Annotated in this window: 18 protein-coding genes; 12 read left to right on the top strand and 6 right to left on the bottom strand. The window is 62.2% G+C overall.

Going from position 1 to position 20,484, the window contains the following annotated elements; genetic code table 11:
• The first annotated feature begins 49 nt into the window (after positions 1-49).
• Both ftsZ and lpxC read left to right on the top strand, forming a co-directional pair.
• On the top strand, positions 50-1,246 hold the full coding sequence (ftsZ, locus tag ACZ889_RS27255; protein WP_003251871.1) for a cell division protein FtsZ: 1,197 nt from the start codon (positions 50-52) through the stop codon (positions 1,244-1,246).
• A gap of 112 nt (positions 1,247-1,358) precedes the next feature.
• Positions 1,359-2,270: a UDP-3-O-acyl-N-acetylglucosamine deacetylase gene (gene lpxC, locus ACZ889_RS27250; RefSeq protein WP_003251873.1), complete on the top strand. Its 912-nt coding sequence runs from the start codon at positions 1,359-1,361 to the stop codon at positions 2,268-2,270.
• 47 nt (positions 2,271-2,317) lie between these two features.
• Here the strand turns inward: lpxC and ACZ889_RS27245 are convergent, their stop codons facing one another.
• Positions 2,318-2,773: a DUF721 domain-containing protein gene (locus tag ACZ889_RS27245; protein ID WP_003251875.1), complete on the bottom strand. Its 456-nt coding sequence runs from the start codon at positions 2,771-2,773 to the stop codon at positions 2,318-2,320.
• Between the two features lie 372 nt (positions 2,774-3,145).
• Between ACZ889_RS27245 and secA the strand changes: the two genes are divergently transcribed.
• The 4 genes from secA to ACZ889_RS27225 all read left to right on the top strand — a co-directional run bounded on the left by secA (position 3,146) and on the right by ACZ889_RS27225 (position 9,010).
• A complete protein-coding gene (secA, locus tag ACZ889_RS27240; RefSeq protein WP_180689298.1) occupies positions 3,146-5,881 on the top strand; it encodes a preprotein translocase subunit SecA in 2,736 nt (911 codons plus the stop codon).
• A gap of 182 nt (positions 5,882-6,063) precedes the next feature.
• Positions 6,064-7,281 carry a bifunctional glutamate N-acetyltransferase/amino-acid acetyltransferase ArgJ gene (argJ, locus tag ACZ889_RS27235; RefSeq protein ID WP_010952461.1) on the top strand — a complete coding sequence of 406 codons (1,218 nt, stop codon included), beginning with the start codon at positions 6,064-6,066 and terminating at the stop codon, positions 7,279-7,281.
• A 155-nt stretch (positions 7,282-7,436) separates the two neighbouring features.
• Entirely contained in the window at positions 7,437-8,069 is a 633-nt protein-coding gene (locus ACZ889_RS27230) for a glutathione S-transferase family protein (protein ID WP_054888618.1), read from the top strand.
• The gene (locus tag ACZ889_RS27225; protein ID WP_180689299.1) at positions 8,066-9,010 is read left to right on the top strand and encodes a Nudix family hydrolase; all 945 of its coding nucleotides are present in this window, start codon (positions 8,066-8,068) and stop codon (positions 9,008-9,010) included. The genes ACZ889_RS27230 and ACZ889_RS27225 overlap by 4 nt, the downstream gene beginning before the upstream one ends.
• A 78-nt stretch (positions 9,011-9,088) precedes the next feature.
• Here ACZ889_RS27225 and ACZ889_RS27220 read toward each other — a convergent pair whose 3' ends face one another.
• From ACZ889_RS27220 to ACZ889_RS27210, 3 genes are read right to left on the bottom strand one after another with little or no spacing between them, the layout of a single operon-like run.
• Positions 9,089-9,655 carry a cob(I)yrinic acid a,c-diamide adenosyltransferase gene (locus tag ACZ889_RS27220; protein WP_004575125.1) on the bottom strand — a complete coding sequence of 189 codons (567 nt, stop codon included), beginning with the start codon at positions 9,653-9,655 and terminating at the stop codon, positions 9,089-9,091.
• Between the two features lies 1 nt (position 9,656).
• Positions 9,657-11,687: a sensor histidine kinase gene (locus tag ACZ889_RS27215; protein ID WP_180690092.1), complete on the bottom strand. Its 2,031-nt coding sequence runs from the start codon at positions 11,685-11,687 to the stop codon at positions 9,657-9,659.
• 37 nt (positions 11,688-11,724) lie between these two features.
• Positions 11,725-12,642, bottom strand: coding sequence for a putative 2-dehydropantoate 2-reductase (locus ACZ889_RS27210; protein ID WP_054888620.1), 918 nt, complete (start codon positions 12,640-12,642; stop codon positions 11,725-11,727).
• Between the two features lie 100 nt (positions 12,643-12,742).
• Between ACZ889_RS27210 and ACZ889_RS27205 the strand changes: the two genes are divergently transcribed.
• From ACZ889_RS27205 to ACZ889_RS27195, 3 genes are all read left to right on the top strand, one after another.
• Positions 12,743-13,228: a YajQ family cyclic di-GMP-binding protein gene (locus tag ACZ889_RS27205; RefSeq protein WP_003251890.1), complete on the top strand. Its 486-nt coding sequence runs from the start codon at positions 12,743-12,745 to the stop codon at positions 13,226-13,228.
• 114 nt (positions 13,229-13,342) lie between these two features.
• The gene (locus ACZ889_RS27200; RefSeq protein WP_003251892.1) at positions 13,343-14,185 is read left to right on the top strand and encodes a mechanosensitive ion channel family protein; all 843 of its coding nucleotides are present in this window, start codon (positions 13,343-13,345) and stop codon (positions 14,183-14,185) included.
• 210 nt (positions 14,186-14,395) lie between these two features.
• Complete coding sequence (locus tag ACZ889_RS27195) at positions 14,396-15,640, top strand: MFS transporter (protein WP_180689300.1); 1,245 nt, start codon at positions 14,396-14,398, stop codon at positions 15,638-15,640.
• Positions 15,641-15,797: 157 nt separating this feature from the next.
• On the opposite strand, the gene ACZ889_RS27190 is transcribed toward ACZ889_RS27195, so the two are convergent.
• Together ACZ889_RS27190 and ACZ889_RS27185 are read right to left on the bottom strand one after the other, a co-directional pair.
• Positions 15,798-17,345 carry an AmpG family muropeptide MFS transporter gene (locus ACZ889_RS27190; RefSeq protein ID WP_012053644.1) on the bottom strand — a complete coding sequence of 516 codons (1,548 nt, stop codon included), beginning with the start codon at positions 17,343-17,345 and terminating at the stop codon, positions 15,798-15,800.
• Between the two features lie 43 nt (positions 17,346-17,388).
• The gene (locus ACZ889_RS27185; protein ID WP_020191618.1) at positions 17,389-17,742 is read right to left on the bottom strand and encodes an MGMT family protein; all 354 of its coding nucleotides are present in this window, start codon (positions 17,740-17,742) and stop codon (positions 17,389-17,391) included.
• Positions 17,743-17,906: 164 nt separating this feature from the next.
• On the opposite strand from ACZ889_RS27185, the gene ACZ889_RS27180 reads away from it, so the two are divergent.
• From ACZ889_RS27180 to ACZ889_RS27170, 3 genes are all read left to right on the top strand, one after another.
• A complete protein-coding gene (locus ACZ889_RS27180; protein ID WP_129932867.1) occupies positions 17,907-18,917 on the top strand; it encodes a DUF481 domain-containing protein in 1,011 nt (336 codons plus the stop codon).
• 82 nt (positions 18,918-18,999) lie between these two features.
• Positions 19,000-19,731, top strand: coding sequence for a HugZ family pyridoxamine 5'-phosphate oxidase (locus ACZ889_RS27175; protein ID WP_476257983.1), 732 nt, complete (start codon positions 19,000-19,002; stop codon positions 19,729-19,731).
• A 65-nt stretch (positions 19,732-19,796) separates the two neighbouring features.
• The gene (locus ACZ889_RS27170; protein ID WP_003251903.1) at positions 19,797-20,258 is read left to right on the top strand and encodes an FxsA family protein; all 462 of its coding nucleotides are present in this window, start codon (positions 19,797-19,799) and stop codon (positions 20,256-20,258) included.
• Positions 20,259-20,484 lie beyond the last annotated feature (226 nt).

Below are 20,484 nucleotides of genomic sequence, written 5' to 3'. Positions count from 1 at the left end.
AAGCAGTAGTGGTAGGCGCAACAACTAGAGAACTGTAAGGAGAGGGAAAATGTTCGAGCTCGTAGACAACGTCCCGCAAAGTCCGGTCATTAAAGTGATCGGCGTTGGTGGTGGTGGCGGCAACGCCGTCAATCACATGGTCAAGAGCAGCATCGAAGGCGTGGAATTCATCTGCGCCAACACCGATGCCCAGGCGCTGAAAAACATTGGCGCGCGCACCATCCTGCAATTGGGCACGGGTGTGACCAAGGGCCTGGGTGCCGGTGCCAATCCGGAAGTCGGCCGTCAGGCCGCGCTGGAAGACCGTGAGCGCATCGCTGAAGTGCTGCAGGGCACCAACATGGTGTTCATCACCACCGGCATGGGTGGCGGCACCGGTACCGGTGCAGCGCCAATCATTGCCGAAGTGGCCAAGGAAATGGGTATCCTCACCGTCGCAGTGGTGACCCGTCCGTTCCCGTTTGAAGGCCGCAAGCGCATGCAGATCGCCGATGAAGGCATCCGCATGCTGGCTGAAAGCGTCGACTCGTTGATCACCATCCCCAACGAGAAGCTGCTGACCATCCTGGGCAAGGATGCCAGCCTGCTGTCCGCCTTCGCCAAGGCTGACGATGTACTGGCCGGTGCCGTACGCGGTATCTCCGACATCATCAAGCGCCCAGGCATGATCAACGTCGACTTCGCCGACGTGCGCACCGTGATGGGTGAAATGGGCATGGCCATGATGGGTACTGGCTGCGCCAGCGGCCCGAACCGTGCGCGTGAAGCCACCGAGGCAGCTATCCGTAACCCGCTGCTGGAAGACGTCAACCTGCAGGGCGCCCGCGGTATCCTGGTGAACATCACCGCAGGCCCGGACCTGTCGCTGGGTGAGTACTCCGACGTGGGTAGCATCATCGAAGCCTTCGCCTCCGACCACGCGATGGTCAAGGTCGGCACCGTGATCGACCCGGACATGCGTGACGAACTGCACGTGACCGTGGTGGCCACTGGTCTGGGCGCACGCATCGAGAAGCCTGTGAAGGTGGTCGACAATACCCTGCAGACTGCCCAGCAGGCGTATGAAGCGTCCAATCCTGCGCCGGTGCGCCAGGAGCAGCCAGCGGTCAACTACCGTGACCTGGAGCGCCCGACCGTCATGCGCAACCAGGCGCATGCAGGTGCTGCCGCAGCCGCTAAACTGAACCCTCAGGATGACCTGGACTACCTCGATATCCCGGCATTCCTGCGTCGTCAGGCTGATTAATGGAATTTATCAGGGGTATAAAGGTGATTGGTATTCATCAAAGGTTGGGTCTGTTATCATCCCCAGCCTTTGTTGATACCTGTTCGCAATTTGCGCTGAAGCGGCCAATGCCATGATTAAACAACGCACCCTGAAGAATACCATCCGTGCCACAGGTGTCGGTCTGCACTCCGGGGAGAAGGTTTACCTGACCCTCAAGCCTGCACCTGTTGACACCGGCATCGTCTTCCGCCGCGCCGACCTCGACCCTGTGGTCGAGATCCCTGCGCGTGCGGCCAACGTCGGCGAGACAACCATGTCGACGACGTTGGTCAACGGTGACGTCAAGGTCGATACGGTCGAGCACCTGCTCTCCGCTATGGCGGGTCTGGGCATCGATAACGCCTACGTCGAGCTCTCCGCCTCGGAAGTGCCGATCATGGATGGCAGCGCCGGTCCTTTTGTATTCCTGATTCAGTCTGCCGGCCTGGAAGAACAGGACGCAGCCAAGAAGTTCATCCGCATCCTGCGTGAGGTAACCGTGGAGGAGGGCGACAAGCGCGCCACGTTCCTGCCTTTCGAAGGTTTCAAGGTGAGCTTCGAGATCGATTTCGATCACCCGGTGCTTCGCAACCGGACCCAGAGCGCCAGCGTCGACTTTTCCAGCACGTCGTTCGTGAAGGAAGTCAGCCGCGCGCGTACTTTTGGCTTCATGCGTGACATCGAGTACCTGCGCAAGCACAACCTTGCGTTGGGTGGCAGTGTCGAGAACGCCATCGTGGTCGATGAGGACGGCGTGCTCAACGAAGACGGCCTTCGTTACGAAGACGAATTCGTCAAGCACAAGATCCTCGACGCCATCGGCGATCTGTACCTGCTGGGCAACAGCCTGATCGGCGAGTTCAAGGGCTTCAAGTCCGGCCACGCGCTGAACAACCAGCTGTTGCGCAAGCTGATTGCTGAAACCGATGCCTGGGAAGTGGTCACTTTCGAAGATGCCAGCACGGCACCGATCTCGTACATGCGCCCTGTTGCGGCCGTGTAAGTTCGAACACTCTCTAGTTCATTAAGGCCACCTTCGGGTGGCCTTTTTTATGGCTTGCCCTGGGCGTGGGCGGCCAACCGTTCCAGTGCTGCGCGCAGTTTGGGGTCGGTAATGCCCTCGGCGGTGTCGCGCAGGCTCTCGGCCGCGCTGTTCGAAAGCTCGGCAGCATGCCCGCCACGCTTGGCCGGCACCAGCGGCGGCTGCACCTTGTACAGGATGCGCCTGAGGTTGCCGAATGCTTCCATGGCCTGCAGTGCCGCCAACAAGCGCTTCTGCTGGTAGCGCAGGCGGGTTGCCCAATGGCCGTCGGTAACCACCAGCAACAAAGTACCATCGCGCCAGGACGCCACATGGCAGTGCTCGCGGGCAGCCGGTTGCAACTGGCTTTCCAGCAGGCGCTGCAAGTGCTCCAGGCGCTCGGCCTGGTTCAGCAGCAGGCGCAGCGGGCGCACTTGGCGCAGCAGGGCGGAGGGCGGCTGGGCGGGGGAGGGTTTGTAGGCCATGGGGGTACGCGTGAGGTGACGTGGGCACAGTCTAACATCTCCGTTGCCTGTGCCGGCCTCTTCGCGGGTGAACCCGCTCCTGCCAGGGCTATCGGTATCTTGTAGGAGCGGGTTCACCCGCGAAGAGGCCGGCACAGGCAGCCAAAGACAAGACTGGTTCTCGATAGCTTTCATGTTGCCAAGCCTTGAACTCAGTGAAAATGCCCCTATCTAAAACAGGCCCCTGCCAAAACGCTGTATCAGCATCGTGGAAATCCACCACTTTCCTCACCATCGTTTCCGGGTAGAATGCTCGTTCGCATGCGGCCTATGGGCTGCACGGGCGACTCATGGGGCCGCCCTCCATCCCTACGTGTGGAAGATCCTGCCGATATGTTTGCGCCTTTGTTAAAAAAACTTTTTGGAAGCAAGAACGAGCGTGAAGTCAAACGCATGCTCAAGACGGTGAGTATCGTCAATGCCTTCGAAGAGAAGATGGTGGCCCTCTCCGACGAGCAACTGCGGGGCAAGACTGCAGAGTTCAAGGAGCGCCTGGCCAAAGGCGAGACACTGGACCAATTGCTGCCCGAAGCCTTCGCCGTTGCCCGTGAGGCCGGCAAGCGCGTCATGGGCATGCGCCATTTCGATGTGCAGCTGATCGGCGGCATGACCCTGCACGAGGGTATGATCGCAGAAATGCGCACCGGTGAAGGCAAGACCTTGGTCGGTACCCTGGCCGTCTACCTCAACGCATTGTCCGGCAAGGGCGTGCATGTGGTCACCGTCAACGACTACCTGGCGCGCCGTGACGCCAACTGGATGCGCCCGCTGTACGAATTCCTCGGTCTGTCGGTCGGTATCGTCTCGGCCTTCCAGCCGCCGGAAGAAAAGCGCGCCGCCTATGCAGCCGACATCACCTACGGCACCAACAACGAATTCGGGTTCGACTACCTGCGCGACAACATGGCGTTCAGCCAGGACGAGAAGTTCCAGCGTGAACTGAACTTCGCCGTGATCGACGAAGTCGACTCCATTCTCATCGACGAAGCGCGTACCCCGCTGATCATTTCCGGTCAGGCCGAGGACAGCTCCAAGCTGTACATCGAGATCAACCGCCTGATCCCGCGCCTCACCCAGCACATTGAAGAGGTCGAAGGCCAGGTCACCCAGGAAGGCCACTTCACCATCGACGAGAAGAGTCGCCAGGTGGAGCTGAACGAAGCCGGTCACCAGTTCATCGAAGAGATGCTGGCCCAGGCGGGCCTGCTGGCTGAAGGCGAGAGCCTGTACTCCGCGCACAACCTGGGCTTGCTGACACACGTCTACGCCGGTCTTCGTGCACACAAGCTGTTCCACCGCAACGTCGAGTACATCGTCCAGGACGGCCAGGTTCTGCTGATCGACGAACACACCGGCCGTACCATGCCGGGCCGTCGCCTGTCCGAGGGCCTGCACCAGGCCATCGAGGCAAAAGAGAACCTGAACATCCAGGCCGAGAGCCAGACCCTGGCTTCGACCACCTTCCAGAACTACTTCCGCCTGTACACCAAGCTGTCCGGCATGACCGGTACCGCCGACACCGAAGCGTTCGAGTTCCAGTCGATCTATGGCCTGAACGTGATGGTCATTCCGCCGAACAAGCCATTGGCGCGTAAGGACTACAACGACCTGGTGTACCTGACCGCTGACGAGAAATACGCCGCGATCATCGCCGACATCAAGGAAAGCATGAAGCTGGGCCGCCCGGTGCTGGTGGGTACCGCGACCATTGAAACTTCCGAGCACATGTCCAACCTCCTGAAAAAGGAAGGGATCGACCACAAGGTGCTCAACGCCAAGTATCACGAGAAGGAAGCCGAGATCATCGCGCAAGCAGGCGCGCCAGGTGCACTGACCATCGCCACCAACATGGCTGGCCGTGGTACCGACATCCTGCTGGGCGGTAACTGGGAAGCCGAAGTGGCTGCCCTGGAAAACCCGACAGCCGAGCAGATCGCCCAGATCAAGGCCGACTGGCAGAAGCGTCACCAGCAAGTGATCGAGACGGGTGGCCTGCATGTAATCGCTTCCGAGCGCCACGAATCGCGCCGTATCGACAACCAGCTGCGCGGCCGCTCCGGTCGTCAGGGCGACCCGGGCTCCAGCCGCTTCTACCTGTCGCTGGAAGACAGCCTGATGCGCATCTTCGCCTCTGACCGGGTGAAGAACTTCATGAAGGCACTGGGCATGCAGTCGGGCGAGGCCATCGAGCACCGCATGGTCACCAACGCTATCGAGAAAGCCCAGCGCAAGGTCGAAGGCCGCAACTTCGACATTCGTAAGCAATTGCTCGAATATGACGACGTCGCCAACGAGCAGCGCAAGGTGATCTACCACATGCGCAACAGCCTGCTGGCCGCCGACAACATTGGCGACACCATCGTCGAATTCCGCAAGGAAGTACTGGACGCTACCATCAGCCAGCACATTCCGCCGCAGTCGCTGCCAGAGCAGTGGGACGTAGCCGGCCTGGAGGCTTCGCTGGCCAGCGATTTCGCCATCAAGTTGCCGATCCAGCAATGGCTCGACGAGGACGATCACCTCTACGAAGAGACCCTGCGCGAGAAGCTGCTGAGCGAGATCACCACGGCCTACACCGAGAAGGAAGACCAGGCCGGTCTCGACGCCCTGCGAACCTTCGAGAAGCAGATTCTGCTGCGTGTACTGGACGACCTGTGGAAAGACCACCTGTCGACCATGGACCACCTGCGTCACGGTATTCACCTGCGTGGTTATGCGCAGAAGAACCCGAAGCAGGAGTACAAGCGCGAGTCGTTCAGCCTGTTCCAGGAGCTGTTGGAGTCGATCAAGCGCGACACCATCCGCGTGCTGTCGCACGTACAGGTTCGCCGCGAAGACCCGGCCGAAGAAGAAGCCCGCCTGCGCCGCGAGGCCGAAGAGCTGGCGAGTCGCATGCAATTCCAGCACGCCGCTGCACCGGGCCTGGAAAGTGAGCAACTGAGCGAGGAGGGTGCCGAAGTAGCGGTAGCCTCGGCGCCAGTACGCAATGACCAGAAGCTGGGCCGCAACGAGCCGTGCTGGTGTGGTTCGGGCAAGAAGTTCAAGCATTGCCATGGTCAGATCGAGTGATCTGAACCTTACGTTGTACAAGCCTGGGGCCGCTTTGCGGCCCTTTCGCGACACAAGGCCGCTCCCACAGGTACCGCGCTCGTCCATGAACGGGCGCGATCCTTGTGGGGGCGGCCTTGTGTCGCGATGGGGCGCGAAGCGGCCCCTTTTTCGACATCATCGTTTTTTCTAGGAGCGCTCTAATGGCTGTTGGTCTTGGTCCTTTGCCCACCCTGCACCCGGTTCCGGGTTTTGAACTCGGTATCGCTTCTGCCGGTATCAAGCGCCCGGGGCGCAAGGATGTGGTGGTCATGCGCTGTGCCGAAGGCTCCAGCGTGGCTGGCGTGTTCACCCTCAACGCCTTCTGCGCCGCGCCGGTGATCCTGTCCAAGCAGCGTGTACAGGGCACCGTGCGCTACCTGCTGACCAACACGGGTAACGCCAACGCCGGCACCGGCGCGCCAGGCCTGGCCGCCGCCGAGCGCACCTGCGCCAAGTTGGCCGAACTGGCTGGCGTACCGGCCGAGTCGGTACTGCCGTTCTCCACCGGCGTGATTGGCGAGCCGCTGCCGGTCGAAAAGATCGAAGGCGCGCTGCAGGCCGCCCTCGACAACCTGTCGGAAAACAACTGGGCTGAGGCCGCTACCGGCATCATGACCACCGACACCCTGCCCAAGGGGGCCAGCCGCCAGTTCCAGCACGATGGCGTGACCGTCACCGTTACCGGTATCAGCAAGGGTGCAGGCATGATCCGCCCGAACATGGCGACCATGCTGGGCTACATCGCTACCGACGCCAAGGTGGCGCCAAAGGTACTCAAGGACCTGATGCTGGACGGCGCCAACAAGTCGTTCAACCGCATCACGATCGATGGTGACACCTCGACCAACGATTGCTGCATGCTGATCGCTACCGGCAAGGCCGACTTGCCGGAAGTGACCGAAGCCAGCGGCGCGCTCTTCGAAGCGCTGAAAAAGGCCGTGTTCGAAGTGTGCATGGAAGTGGCCCAGGCCATCGTCCGTGACGGCGAAGGCGCGACCAAGTTCGTGACCGTGCAAGTCAACGGTGGTGGTAACCACCAGGAGTGTCTGGACGTCGGCTACGCCGTGGCCCACTCGCCGCTGATCAAGACCGCGCTGTTCGCTTCCGACCCGAACTGGGGCCGTATCCTCGCTGCCGTAGGCCGTGCCGGTGTACCGGAGCTGGATGTGAGCCTGATCGATGTTTACCTGGACAGCGTTTGCATTGCGAGCAAAGGCGGCCGCAGCCCGAGCTATACCGAAGCGCAGGGTTCGGCAGTGATGGCCCAGGAAGAGATCACCATCCGAATCGAACTGGGCCGTGGCCAGTGCAGCGAAACCATCTGGACGACTGACCTGTCCCACGAGTACGTGAAGATCAACGCCGAGTACCGTACCTGATCTACTGATCCGAAGGCCTCTTCGCGGGCACGCCCGCTCCCACAGGTGTTGCAATGCCTGCAGGAGCGGTGCGGTCCCTGTGGGAGCGGGCTTGCCCGCGAAAGGCCGCGCAGCGGCCTGCGGGTTTTGCAATACAAACCTGATGGAGCCGAACCATGAGCTATCACCTGATCATCGGCGACAAGCTGTACTCCTCCTGGTCGCTGCGTGGCGCCCTGGCCCTCGAGCTGGCTGGCGTGCCCTACGAAGAAACCCTGATCAAGCTGAACCAGCCTGATACCCGCCAGCGCATCCTCGCTTTCTCCTCCACCGGCAAGGTGCCGCTGCTCATGAGCGAGCACGGTGTGATCGCTGACTCGCTGGCCATTGCCGAATACCTCAACGAACGCCATCCCGAAGCCCAGCTGTGGCCTGCCGATGTGGCGGCGCGTGCCCAGGCCCGTTCGGCCTGTGCGCAGATGCATAGCGGCTTCTTTGCCCTGCGCGGCGCCATGCCGTTCGACTTGTCGCGCGACCAGGCGCTGGACAGCGTGCCGCTGGACGTGCAAATCGACATCGACCGTATCGTTGCGCTGTGGTCCGAATGCCGTCTGGTGGCCAAGGACAGCGGCCCGTTCCTGTTCGGCAAGGCAAGCCTGGCCGATGCCTTCTTTGCCCCGGTGGCCGTGCGCCTGCGCACCTACCGCGTAGAAGTCCCCGCCGAGGCGGCAGCCTACATCGAGACCATTTATCAATGGCCAGCCTTCCAGGCATGGCAACAGGCAGGCCTGGAGGAGCGTGAAGCGTGAAACGGATTCATGTAGTAGCTGCCGTGATTCGCGGTGCTGATGGCCGTATTCTGATCGCACGCCGTGCCGATACCCAGCACCAGGGCGGCTTGTGGGAGTTCCCCGGTGGCAAGGTGGAAGAAGGCGAAAGCGTCGAAGCGGCGCTTGCCCGCGAGCTGCGCGAGGAGCTGGGCATCGAGGTAAGCCGGTCGCGTGCGCTGATCAAGGTCAGCCATGACTACCCGGACAAGCAGGTGCTGCTGGACGTGCGCGAGGTCGAAGCGTTCACTGGCGAACCCCATGGTGCCGAAGGCCAGCCGCTGGAGTGGGTTGCCCCGCGCGATTTGCCGCAGTACGAATTCCCCGAGGCCAACAAGCCGATCGTCGCCGCTGCGCGCCTGCCGGACCAGTACCTGATCACCCCGGACGGCCTGGAAGTGCCGCAAATGCTCAAGGGCATCCAGAAGGCGGTGGCCAATGGTATTCGCCTGATCCAGTTGCGTGCCCCGGACATGTACGACCCCAAGTACCGCGACGTGGCGGTGGATGCGGTCGGGTTGTGTGCGGGCAAGGCGCAGCTGATGCTTAAAGGGCCACTGGAATGGCTGGGTGATTTCCCGGCGGCCGGTTGGCACCTGACGGCCGCGCAGCTGCGCAAGTACGCCGCCAGGGGCCGGCCGTTCCCCAAGGAGCGCTGGTTGGCGGCATCCTGCCACAGTGCCGAAGAGCTGGCGCTGGCTGAGCAGATGGGCGTGGACTTTGTCACCCTGTCGCCAGTGCAGGCGACCCAGACTCACCCAGAGGCGGTGCCGTTGGGATGGGATGAGGCGCAGCGGTTGATTGCCGGGTTCAACAAGCCGGTTTACCTGCTGGGTGGGGTAGGGCCGGGTGAGCGCGAGCAGGCCGGGGAAGCCGGGGCACAGGGTGTAGCCGGGATTCGGGCGTTCTGGCCCGAGGTTTGAGTCTCCTGTAACAGGGGCCGCTGCGGGGCCCATTCGCGGGCTTGCCCGCGAATGGGCTGCAAAGCAGCCCCAGAAGTATCAGCCTTTGGGTTTCTCGGCGGGCTGCCACAAAACCTCAGCCACCCCCTGGCGCCGCCCGATGATCCGCGCCGCCACGAACAATAGATCGGAAAGCCGGTTGATATACGCCAGACCAACGCCTTCCAGCGGCTCCATGGCATTCAACTGCTGACACCGGCGCTCTGCACTGCGCGCCAGACTGCGGCACACATGCGCCTGCGCCACCAGCGCCGAACCACTGGGCAGAATGAAGTTCTTCAGCGGCCCCAACTCTTCGTTCCACACATCGATGGCCGCCTCCAGGCGTTCCACTTCCGCCAGGGTCAACGCCTGGTAACTGGGCATCGCCAGCTCGCCACCCAGGTCGAACAAGCGGTGCTGACACGGCGCCAGCACTGTGGTCACTTCATTCAGCCCATGCTCGGCGAGCCCCGCCAGCAGCAACCCCAACTGGCTGTTCAGGCTGTCCACCTCGCCAATCGCTTCGATCCGCGGGTGGTCCTTGGGCACCCGACGGCCGTCGCCCAGGCCGGTTTCGCCTTTGTCGCCGGTGCGGGTATAGATCTTCGAAAGGCGGTAGCCCATGTCATTGCTCCGTTCTGGCCGGCACCGCCGCTGCCGGCTGGGTGAGGGGCAGGCGTAGGGTAAAGCAGGTGCCTTGGCCTGGCGTGGATTGCACTTCCATCTGCCCCTTGTGGTTGTTGGTGATGATGAAGTAAGAGACCGACAGGCCCAGCCCGGTACCCTGGCCGATTTCCTTGGTGGTGAAGAACGGCTCGAAGGTGCGCTTGCGCACCGCCTCGGGCATGCCGACGCCGTTGTCTTCGACCTGGATTTCCGCCCATGGCGGGTTTAGCCGGGTGCGCAGTGTGATGCGTCCGGGCTCGCTGGGTTGCGGGCGTTGGTGGATGGCCTGGGCTGCGTTCTTCAGCAAGTTGAGCAGTACTTGTTCCAGCTCGTTGGCGGTGCATGGCACCGGCCCCAGGTCGGGGTCGAACTGGCGCACGATGGCTTGCCCCTTGAAGTCGAAGCCGATGGCCAGATCGAAGTCATTGCCGGCAATTTCAAGCGCCTGATCGATCAGTGCCGGCAGCTCGCATGGCACCAGCTGGCGGTTGCTGCGGCGGCTGAAGCTGAGCATGTGGGTGACGATCTTCGCCGCCCGGGCGCCGGCCTGCTGAATGCCGTCGAGCAGTTGCGGCACCTCGCGGCTGTCCAGGTAGCGGTTGATCGTGGCCAGGTCGATGCCCAGCTCTTCGGCCTGTTCCTGGTTGCGCGGCAGGTCGGACGACAGGCGCCGGCGAATGTTCTGCACGTTGTGCAGGATAGCGCCCAGCGGGTTGTTGATTTCGTGCGCCATGCCGGCAGCCAGACCCCCGACCGAGAGCATTTTCTCCGATTGCACCATCATTTCTTCCAATGACAGACGCTGGGTGATGTCGTCGATACGAATGACCACGCCGCGCCCGCCGCCGCCGGTCAGTGGGTAGAAGGTCAGGGCGTAGTGGCGCAGGTCGTCGCCCTTGGGCCAGGTTACCCGCTCGATCTTCGCCACTCGATGTTTTTCCACGGTTTCCTTCAGTTGCGGGAGGAACGGCTTCAGCGGCTCGAACGCAATGAACACCGGCTGGTTAAGTGCCTCGTCCAGTGGCGTGCCGGAAAGCACCGTGGCTTCGTGGTTCCATTGGGTCACGTAGAGCTGTTCGTCGAGGGCAATCAGTGCCGAGGGCATCGAGTCGATGATGCTGTTGAGGTAGTTCTGGAAACCGGTGAGCTTTTTCTCGATCTTGCTGCGTACCTGTACTTCCAGTTCCAGCTTGCGGTTAGTGTGGCGGGTTTCTTCGGCAAGGCCCTGAGCCTGGTCGTAGGCACTCTGGAACTCGTCGCGGGCGCTCTTGAGCTGCTGCTCGCGGGCCTCGATGCGCGACAGCATGGTGTTGAAGGCCTCGGCCAGGCTGCCGATTTCATCATCATTGCCGCGTTGGGCGCGCAAGGCGTAGCTCTCTTCGCGGGTAACCTGGCGGCTGAGTTCCTCAAGCTGGTTGATCGGTTGGGTGATCAGGCGTTTGATCTGCCGGGCGATGACGATCCATAGCAGGATACTGAACACCAGGATGCCCAGGCTGGCACTGAGTGTGCCGGTGTAGAAGGCCGTGGGCAGTTCGCTGCTGGCTACCAACAGCAAATGTGCCGGTGGGTTGGCATCGCGGGGGATGCGGATCAACTGAGTGCTGCGAAACTCCATCAGGCGCCAGCCGTCGATGTTGCGAAAACGCTTGGGCAGGGCCAGCGGCTCGCCATGCTGCAACTGCGCCAGCATTCGGCCATCGCCACCGTAGATGGCGGCGGCGCGCAGCGGTGTGTAACTGTCCAGTTCCTTGAGCAGGGCACGGGCCGTGTCCGGGGTGTCGCCGGCGCGGGCTGCAAGCTGTGGATTGGCCACCAGCCGGCCGATGGTGTGCATGGCCTGGGGCGCCATGCTTTCCTGGGTGATCCAGTAGGCGGCGCTGATGAAGGTGAGGTTGGCCATCAGCAAGATGGTCACCAGCAATACCAGCAGGGCCGCCAGCAGCTTCTGCCCGACCGGGAGGTTTTCCAGGCGTTGGCGCAAGGTCATGGGCAAGGCAATGTCCGTATCCGGTTGAAGGGCCGCGTCAGTCGCAGGGCAAACCACGCGCGCGCAGGTTTTCGACCAAGCGCTGCAGCAGGTGTTCCAGCTGCGGCAGTTGCAGGCCATGACGGCCCGCAGCGCGGCAAGCATGGCCGAGCAGGTAGTGCAACTCGGTGCGTCGTCCTGCATGCACGTCCTGGTACATGGAAGAGTAGTTGGCTGCGGTGGCGAGGATTACCCGCTGCACTTCTTCGTCCAGCCCCTCGGCTGCTTGCGGCTGGCCGCAACGGCGCAGCAGTCGGGCCAGTTCGACGCACAGGGCTTGCACTTCACCTAGGTGCCCCAGCAGCCCGCCATTCTGGCAATCGTGAAGCACGGTCAGCGGGTTGATGGCGCAATTGAGCGCCAACTTGCGCCACAGGCGGGTCAGTATGTCTACTGTCCACTCAGCGGGGATACCGGCCTCGTGCAGGTCATCGAACCAGGCGGGGAGCAGGGGGCTTCGTGGGTCGCCTAGCCAGTTGAAGCCATGGCCGGCAAAACGCACTTGCCAGTCCCCCTCGCGGAAGGCGCCTTCGGTGCTGGAGGCGAAGATGCAGCGAGCGTGCGGCACCAGGTCGGCGACTTCATCCTGGCTGCCCAGGCCATTCTGCAACAGCAGCACTTCGGCGCTCTCGGCCAGCCGAGGTGCTAGACCGGCAATCGCCGGGGCAGCGTCATAGGCCTTGCAGGCCACCAGCAGCCGGTGGATCGGGCCTTGCGCTTGCGCCGTTTCGGCCGGTATGGCGTAGCGCCGGGTTTGGTCCTGCTCGACCAGGGTCAGGCCACCGGCCTGCTGATAGGCCTGCAGCCGTTGTCCGTCACGCAGGATCAGGCGCACAGCCTTGCCGGCGCGTGCCAGCCGGCAGGCCCACAGACTGCCAAGGCTACCGGCGCCGAGAATATGCCAGGTGCTGCTCATATGCGTTTCGCAACCCGTTATAATGAGCCCGCATTTTAACCTTCAAACCCAGCGCGCTCCATCTTCAGCCTGAGCGCGCTTTTATTTTGGGAGAACAACCATGCCTTCGTTCGACGTGGTATCGGAACTGGACAAGCACGAAGTGCAGAACGCGGTCGACAACGCCATCAAGGAACTGGACCGCCGCTACGACCTCAAGGGCAAAGGCACCTTCGAGTTCAAGGACAAAGAGCAGACCGTGATGCTCACTGCTGAGGAAGAGTTCCAGCTCGAGGCGATGCTGGAGATCCTGCGCCTTGCACTGGTCAAGCGCAAGATCGACGTGAAGTGCCTGGAAACCAAGGACCCCTACGCCTCTGGCAAGGAAAAGAAACAGGAAGCCAAGTTCCGCGAAGGCATCGACAAGGACCTGGCAAAAAAGATCGTTGCCACCATCAAGGATGGCAAGCTGAAAGTACAGGCCGCCATCCAGGGTGAGCAGGTACGGGTAACCGGCAAGAAACGTGACGATCTGCAGGAAGCGATTGCCCTGCTGCGCACCAAGGAATTCGACATGCCGCTGCAGTTCAACAACTTCCGCGACTGATGCGGGGGGGCCGGAACCCCGATGGCCAAATGATGTCCATGGGGGCCGGGGTTGCGTAATAACACGCGCGGCCTGTTCTACCGTGTACTTGCCACTCGGCATCAGGAGATGAATATGGATTTGAACGCTGAGGTCGACCAGCTCGTCCGCCAATCCCAGACGTGGATCCCTTTGATCATGGAATACGGCAGCCGTGTGCTGCTGGCACTGCTGACCTTGGCGGTTGGCTGGTGGATCATCAACAAGGTCAGCGCCCGCCTCGGCAAGCTGGTTGGCCTGCGCAACGCCGACCTGGCGCTGCAGGGCTTCATCAGTACCCTGGCGAACATTGTGCTGAAGGTGCTGCTGTTGGTCAGCGTGGCCTCGATGATCGGCATCGAGACCACCTCGTTCGTCGCCGCCATCGGTGCCGCAGGCCTGGCCATCGGCCTTGCCTTGCAGGGCAGCCTGGCGAACTTCGCCGGTGGTGTGCTGATCCTGATGTTCCGCCCGTTCCGTATCGGTGACTGGATCGAGGCGCAGGGCGTTGCCGGCACCGTCGACAGTATCCAGATCTTCCACACCGTGCTGCGCACCGGTGACAACAAGACGGTCATCATGCCCAATGGCAGCCTGTCCAACGGCATCATTACCAACACCAACCGCCAGCCGACGCGCAAGGTGGTGTTCGATGTGGGCGTTGACTACGAGGCGGACCTGCAGAAGGCCCGCAATGTGTTGCTGGAGCTGGCAAAGGACCCGCGTGTTCTGCAAGACCCGGCACCGCAGGCGGTCGTGTCGACGCTGGGCGACAGCTCGATCACCGTATCGCTGCGCTTGTGGACCAAGACCTCCGATTACTGGGATGTGATGTTCATGCTCAACGAGTATGCGCGTGACCGGTTGAAGGCCGAAGGGATCGATATTCCGTTTCCGCAGCGGGTTATTCGCGTGGTGCAGGAGACTGCAACGCAGTAATACCGCGTTAAAGCCGGGGCCGCTTTGCGCCCCTTCGCGGGCAAGCCCGCGCCTACGAGGACATGCGTGTTCTGTGTAGGAGCGGGCTTGCCCGCGAAGGGGCGCAAAGCGGCCCCAGCTTTTTCCGACCCTGATTACACTTGCTCACAGCAATTTCCAGCCATTTCTGGCATATAGCGTGACCCCGCCCGCCACACCCGATACGCCATCATGAAACCATTGCTGTATATCACCCCTCTGCGTGCCTTGCTGTTCGGCCTGACCCTGGCCCTGTTCGAACTGCTGACCTACCTGGCCAGCGATGCGGTGATGCCGGCCATGCCTGTCGTGGTCAACGACCTCGACGCCAGCCCCGAATACATACCCCATGCCCTCAACCTGTACCTGCTGGGGGGCGTGGTACTGCAATGGCTGATCGGCCCGTTGGCCGACCGTTATGGACGGCGCCCGTTGCTGCTGGTCGGCTGCGCATTCTTTGGCCTGGCCTGCCTGGCTACCTTCTGGGTCCAGGACATCGGCCTGTTCAACCTGTTGCGTCTGTTGCAGGGCATTGGCCTGGGCTTTGTGGTCACCGTCAGCTACCCAGCCCTGAACGAGGCTTTCAGCGAGGCTGATGCCGTACGCATGATGGCCCTGTTGGCCAACATCGCCTTGCTGTCGCCCCTGCTCGGGCCGCTGGTGGGCACCTTGCTGCTGCAATGGCTGGACTGGCGCTGGCTGTTCGTGGCGTTCGCCATCGGCGCGGTGCTGGCCTGGCTGCTGCTGTACCGGCTGATGCCGGAAACCCTGGGCGTGGAGCGCCGTGACGGTTCGCGGCTGGCGTTCACGCCTATTCACCTGCTGCCACTGTTGGCGGGCTATGGCCAGCTGCTGGGCAACCGCCCCTTCGTTGCAGGCAGCGCTGCCCTTGGGTTGGTCGGCTTGCCGCTGATTGGCTGGATTGGCCTGTCGCCGGTGCTGCTGATTCACGATGAGGGATTGAGTACCCTGGAGTATGCCTTGTGGCAGTTGCCGGTCTTTGGCGGCCTGATCCTCGGTAACCTGATCATCAACCGTATTGCCGATCGCTACCCGCTGCCAGCCCTGGTGCGTGGCGCGCTCTGGCCATACCTGGCTGGCCTGTGCCTGATGGTGCTGGCGACTTGGCGCTGGCCGAGCGTGACCAGTGTGGTGGCCGGCATGTCGCTGTACGCGCTGGGGTTGGGCGTGGCCAATGCGGTGCTGTACCGCATGACGCTGTTCTCCAGTGAGCAGAGCAAGGGGCTGGTTTCGGCCATGCTGGGGATGATCACCATTGCCTTGCTGGGGCTCGGCGGTGCGCTGCTGGCGATGATTGGCGCCGGTGCCAGCTTGCTACATTTTGCCCTGGCGGCGGGGGTGGCGGGGGCGTTGGCGCTGTGGCCGCTGTGGTTTGTGGTGGGTGGGCGGCCTGGGGAAGGGGCTGTAGCTCGATAATCGGTATTGCCTGTGCCGGCCTCTTCGCGGGTAAACCCGCTCCTACAAGGCAACGCGGCCCGGCCTCTTCGCGGGTAAACCCGTTCCTACACAGGGCCGCGCCGCCTTGTAGGAGCGGGTTTACCCGCGAAGAGGCCAGCACAGGCAATACAAAGCTTCAGGGCCGCTCAGCCACCGAGTGGTCGTCCGCCACCGGCGTCCCCCGCCCGGCTTCCTGATGCCACTGCAGGGCGATCAGGATCAGCGTAGGCACCCCCAGCAGCGCCGTGATCAGGAAGAAGTCGTGGTAGCCGAACTTCTCCACAATTACGCCCGAATACCCGCCGATCAGCCGCGGCAACAGCAGCATGATCGAACTGAGCAGCGCGTACTGGGTCGCCGAGAACTTCAGGTTGGTCAGGCTTGACAGGTAGGCGACAAAGGCCGAGGTAGCCATGCCGGAGCTGAAGTTGTCCAGTGAGATGGTCACCACCAGCATTTCCAGGTTCGGCCCCATGTCAGCCAACATCAGGAACAGGATGTTGGTGCCGGCAGAGGCTACGCCGCCAATGAACAGGATGGGCATGATGCCGAAGCGTACGATCAGCAGGCCGCCAACCCCGGCGCCGACCAGCGTCATGATCAGGCCGAAGATCTTGCTGACGCTGGCAATCTGGTCCTTGGTGAAGCCCATGTCGATATAGAACACGTTGGCCATCACCCCCATCACCGTGTCCGACATGCGATAGGTGGCGATCAGGCCCAGCAGCAGCAGAGCTTGCCAGCGGTAGCGGGTGATGAAGTCGTTGATCGGGGTCAGCACGGGAGCCAGGCCGCGACGGCCGAGGCTCGACAGGCAGGCCCAGGTCAGCAGCACGTAGAGGATCAGGCGCAGGAAGGCTCGGTCTTCCAGCAGCAGGTCCAGCGGCGTGGCATCACCGGAGACCACGCTGGACCAGCCGGTATTGAACATCTGGGTGAAGCTGGCCGGTACCGAGACCAGCAGGATGATCAGCACGAACACCGAAGCCATCTGGTGCACCAGCCCGTAGCGCGCTGCCGACAGCTGGGTGCGCATGGGCACTGGTGGTTCGCGCATGACCAACGTGGTGAACAGGGCGGGCAGCATCATCACCCCGAACATCACGTACGTGCCGGCCCAGGCCTTGTGCAGGTAGCTGAAGCCGGTAGAGCCGAACCACTCGGCGAAGAACAGGGCACCGGCCGTGGCGAGCAAGGCAGCCACCCGGTAGCCGGCCATGTAACTGGCTGCGAGCGCGGCCTGGCGCTGGTCGTCAGCGATTTCCAGGCGGTAGGCGTCGACAGCAATGTCCTGGGTAGCCGAGGCGAAAGCCACCAGTACGGCCATGGCAATCAGCCAGGAGAGGTGTTGTTGCGGGTCGCACAGGCTCATGCCGACCAGCCCGATCACCACCAGCGCTTGCGACAACAGCAGCCACGAACGCCGGCGCCCGAGGCCGCCAAGCAGCGGCAAGCGCCATTGGTCGAGCAGCGGTGACCAGACCCACTTGAAGGCGTAGGCCAAGCCAATCAGGCTGGCATAACCGATGGTTTCACGGGCAACGCCGGCTTCGCGCAACCATACCGACAGGGTCGAGAACACCAGCATGTAGGGCAGGCCGGCGGCGAAACCGAGTAGCAAAAGTACCAATGTTGACGGGCTGGCATAGGCAGCAAGCGCAGCGCGCCAGGTTTTACGGGGCATGGGCCAACATCTGCCTCAAGTTTTCGAAAACAAAGCGCGCACTCTAACCGCTGTGCTCCATTGGGCGCCAGCCATGGCGCGTCATATCCACACGATTGTTGCTTACATTCACACCTTCCCCGCGTAACCGCGCCCTTTGTTCATCGCCCGACGGGGTGCCCAGCGGCAGGCTCAGCCGGCCACCTGCACCGAGCACCCGGTGCCAAGGCAGGCGTGTGTCTGCAGGCAACTGCCCCAGGGTACGCCCCACCCAGCGCGCCGCACGGCCAAGCCCGGCCAGTTCGGCCAGTTGGCCATAGCTCACCACCTTGCCGGGTGGCACTTGGCCCAGTACTGAATACAGCGCCGTTCGTCGGCCCTCGGCCGAATCAAGGGCGTGCTCATATCCATCAGACATCTCGCCCGCCTTGGGCTGCAGATGAAACCGGACCGGTGGTCTGGTAAATGAGAGTTGAACTCAACGGCATACTCCCGGTCTGTCCTTGCTCTGGTCGTGGGTATCTGGATAATGCCCGGCTTTTTCGTCAAATCGAACCCATAGTCCGCAAACAAAGCCCGTTTATGAATTCTAGATCCTTGTTGTGCCTTCTTGCTGTTTCCCTGTGTGCCTCTCCGGTGTTGGCCGACACTGTGTGGATGAAGAACGGTGACCGGCTAAGTGGCAAGATCAAGGTATTCGACGGCGGCAAGCTGCTGCTGGAAACCCCTTATGGCGGGTCCATCGCCCTGGACTGGAAACAGGTCCAGACGCTGGAAAGCGACCAGGAGATGCTGGTCAAGCAGGACGCCTACAGCGGAGAGAAAGCCAAGTCGCTCAAGGCGGCAGAGCCAGGCAAGGTGACCTTGGCCAATGGCGAGGCACCGAAGACGGTGGAGCTGGCCAGTATCGAGCAGATCATGAAGCCCAAGCCGTTGGTCGAGGATTTCGTGTGGAAAGGCAATGTCGACGTGGCGCTGGACTACAAGCGCGCCGAGAACGACACCGACGATTACGACGTAGGCTTCAAGACCACTGCCCGCCATGGCCGCTGGCGACACAACGCCGAGGGTGAGTACAACCGCGAGACCAAGGACGACGTCACCACCACCAACAACTGGAGCGCCGAGTACGCGCTGGACCGCTTCATTACCGATAAGTGGTTCTGGCAGGGGCGTGCGGAATACAAGCGCGATCACATCGAAGACCTGGCCCGCCAGCGCACCGTGGGTACCGGCCCGGGTTACCAGTTCTGGGACGATGAGCTGGGTGCGTTCTCGCTGGGCTCACTGATCAACCGCACTGATTTCGAGTATCGGGACGGCGGCAAGGATAATTTCTATTCTGCGGCCGTGAAGTGGGATTACACCCGCTACCTGATCGGCAAGAACGTGCAACTGTTCACCAACGGCGAGTTCGCCAAGCCGCTGGGTGGCGTGGCCGACTACTCGCTGGATGCCGAGGTTGGCCTGCGTTACAAGGTCACCGAGTGGGCCTCGCTCAACCTCAAGGCGGAGAAGGATATCATCACCGGCACGCGTGAGAGTGACCTGGACAAGACACGCTATACCGCGGGCTTCGGCGTTACCTGGTAAGGCGTCTGGATGCAGGTCAGTGGCACAGGCAGCTGATAATGCTTATCTTGTCCCCAACCCGTCCGCCAGGAGCCGCCCTCAAGTGAGTACCAACGCCATTCGCCCCGCCCGGGAACTGCTGCTCAAGGAGTACCGCGGCGTGCTTTCGACACATTCCAGGTCGATGCCTGGCTACCCCTTCGGTTCGGTCGTGCCGTACTGCCTGGACGCCCAGGGCAACCCGCTGATTCTGATCAGCCGTATTGCCCAGCACACCCACAACCTGCAGAAGGACCCCAAGTGTTCGCTGTTGGTGGGTGAGCGCGAGGCCGAGGATGTGCAGGCGGTAGGGCGCCTGACGGTGATGGCCGAAGCGCACAAGCTGGTCGACGAGGCCGTCATCGAGGCCGCCGCCGAACGCTATTACCGCTATTTCCCGGATGCGGCCAACTACCACAAGGCCCACGACTTCGATTTCTGGGTGCTGCAACCGGTGCGCCACCGCTACATCGGCGGCTTCGGTGCGATCCACTGGCTTGACCATGTGACCTTGGCCAACCCGTTCGCGGGCAAGGCCGAGGGGAGCATGATCGAACACATGAACAGCGATCACGCCAGTGCCATTGCCCACTACGTCGAATTGACCGGGTTGCCACAGCACGTACCGGCGCAGATGGTTGGGGTAGACAGTGAAGGCATGCACCTGCGCATCGGCCAGGCCGTGCACTGGTTGCCTTTCCCCACTACTTGCAACACGCCGACACAAGTCCGCGAGGCCTTGGTTTTGCTGGCTCGCGCCGACAATTGGCCGCTTGTGATGCAAGCCGAGGGTTGAAATCTGGAGCGCAGGCATCCATTTGAGGTCTTATTGGAAGGTTATCTTCCGTCGAGGAACCCTTGATGCGTGCTTTTCTACTGCTGTTTCTGATTTTTCCTGTGCTGGAGCTGTTCGTCTTCGTGAAGGTCAGCGCGGCAATCGGTTTCTTTCCAGCGTTGCTGCTGATCATCGCCGGCTCCGCCTTGGGTGTACTGGTCATGCGGGTGGCCGGCCTGGCGACTGCATTGCGCGCCCGTGAAAGCCTGCAGCGCGGTGAGTTGCCCGCCGAGGACATGTTCCAGGGCATGATGCTGGCCGTGGGTGGTGGCCTGTTGTTGCTGCCCGGCTTCATCAGCGACGTGCTGGGTGTGCTGTGCCTGCTGCCATTCACCCGCCGCCTGGCGGCGCGCAAGATGCGCGAGCGTGCCGAGGCCCAGGCCATGCGCCAGCGTGCATTCCAGGATGACCCCTTCCAGGCGCAGCCGCGTGATGGCGGCCACCGCCCGAACGTGATCGAAGGCGAGTACGAGCGCCGCGACAAGTAAAAGGACCGGGGCCGCGCAAGCGGCCCCGGTTTTTTTGGCCTGATGAAAATTTTTCTATCTCGAGCCTTGTAATTGGATGTGGCGGCCTCATGTATGTGGTCACCGCAAGGTTTCTGGTGGCAACACCAGACATTACACAGGTGGTTCGCTCACAGCGGGCCACCCCCGGCAACGCCGGACAGCATCAAAACCGCCGGTGTCGAACCGGCCGATGAAAACCACAATT

The sequence above is a fragment of the Pseudomonas sp. TE3895 genome (assembly GCF_056278855.1).
The sequence above is the reverse complement of the archived record's forward strand: the minus strand, read 5'-3'. Positions and strand labels throughout refer to the sequence as shown.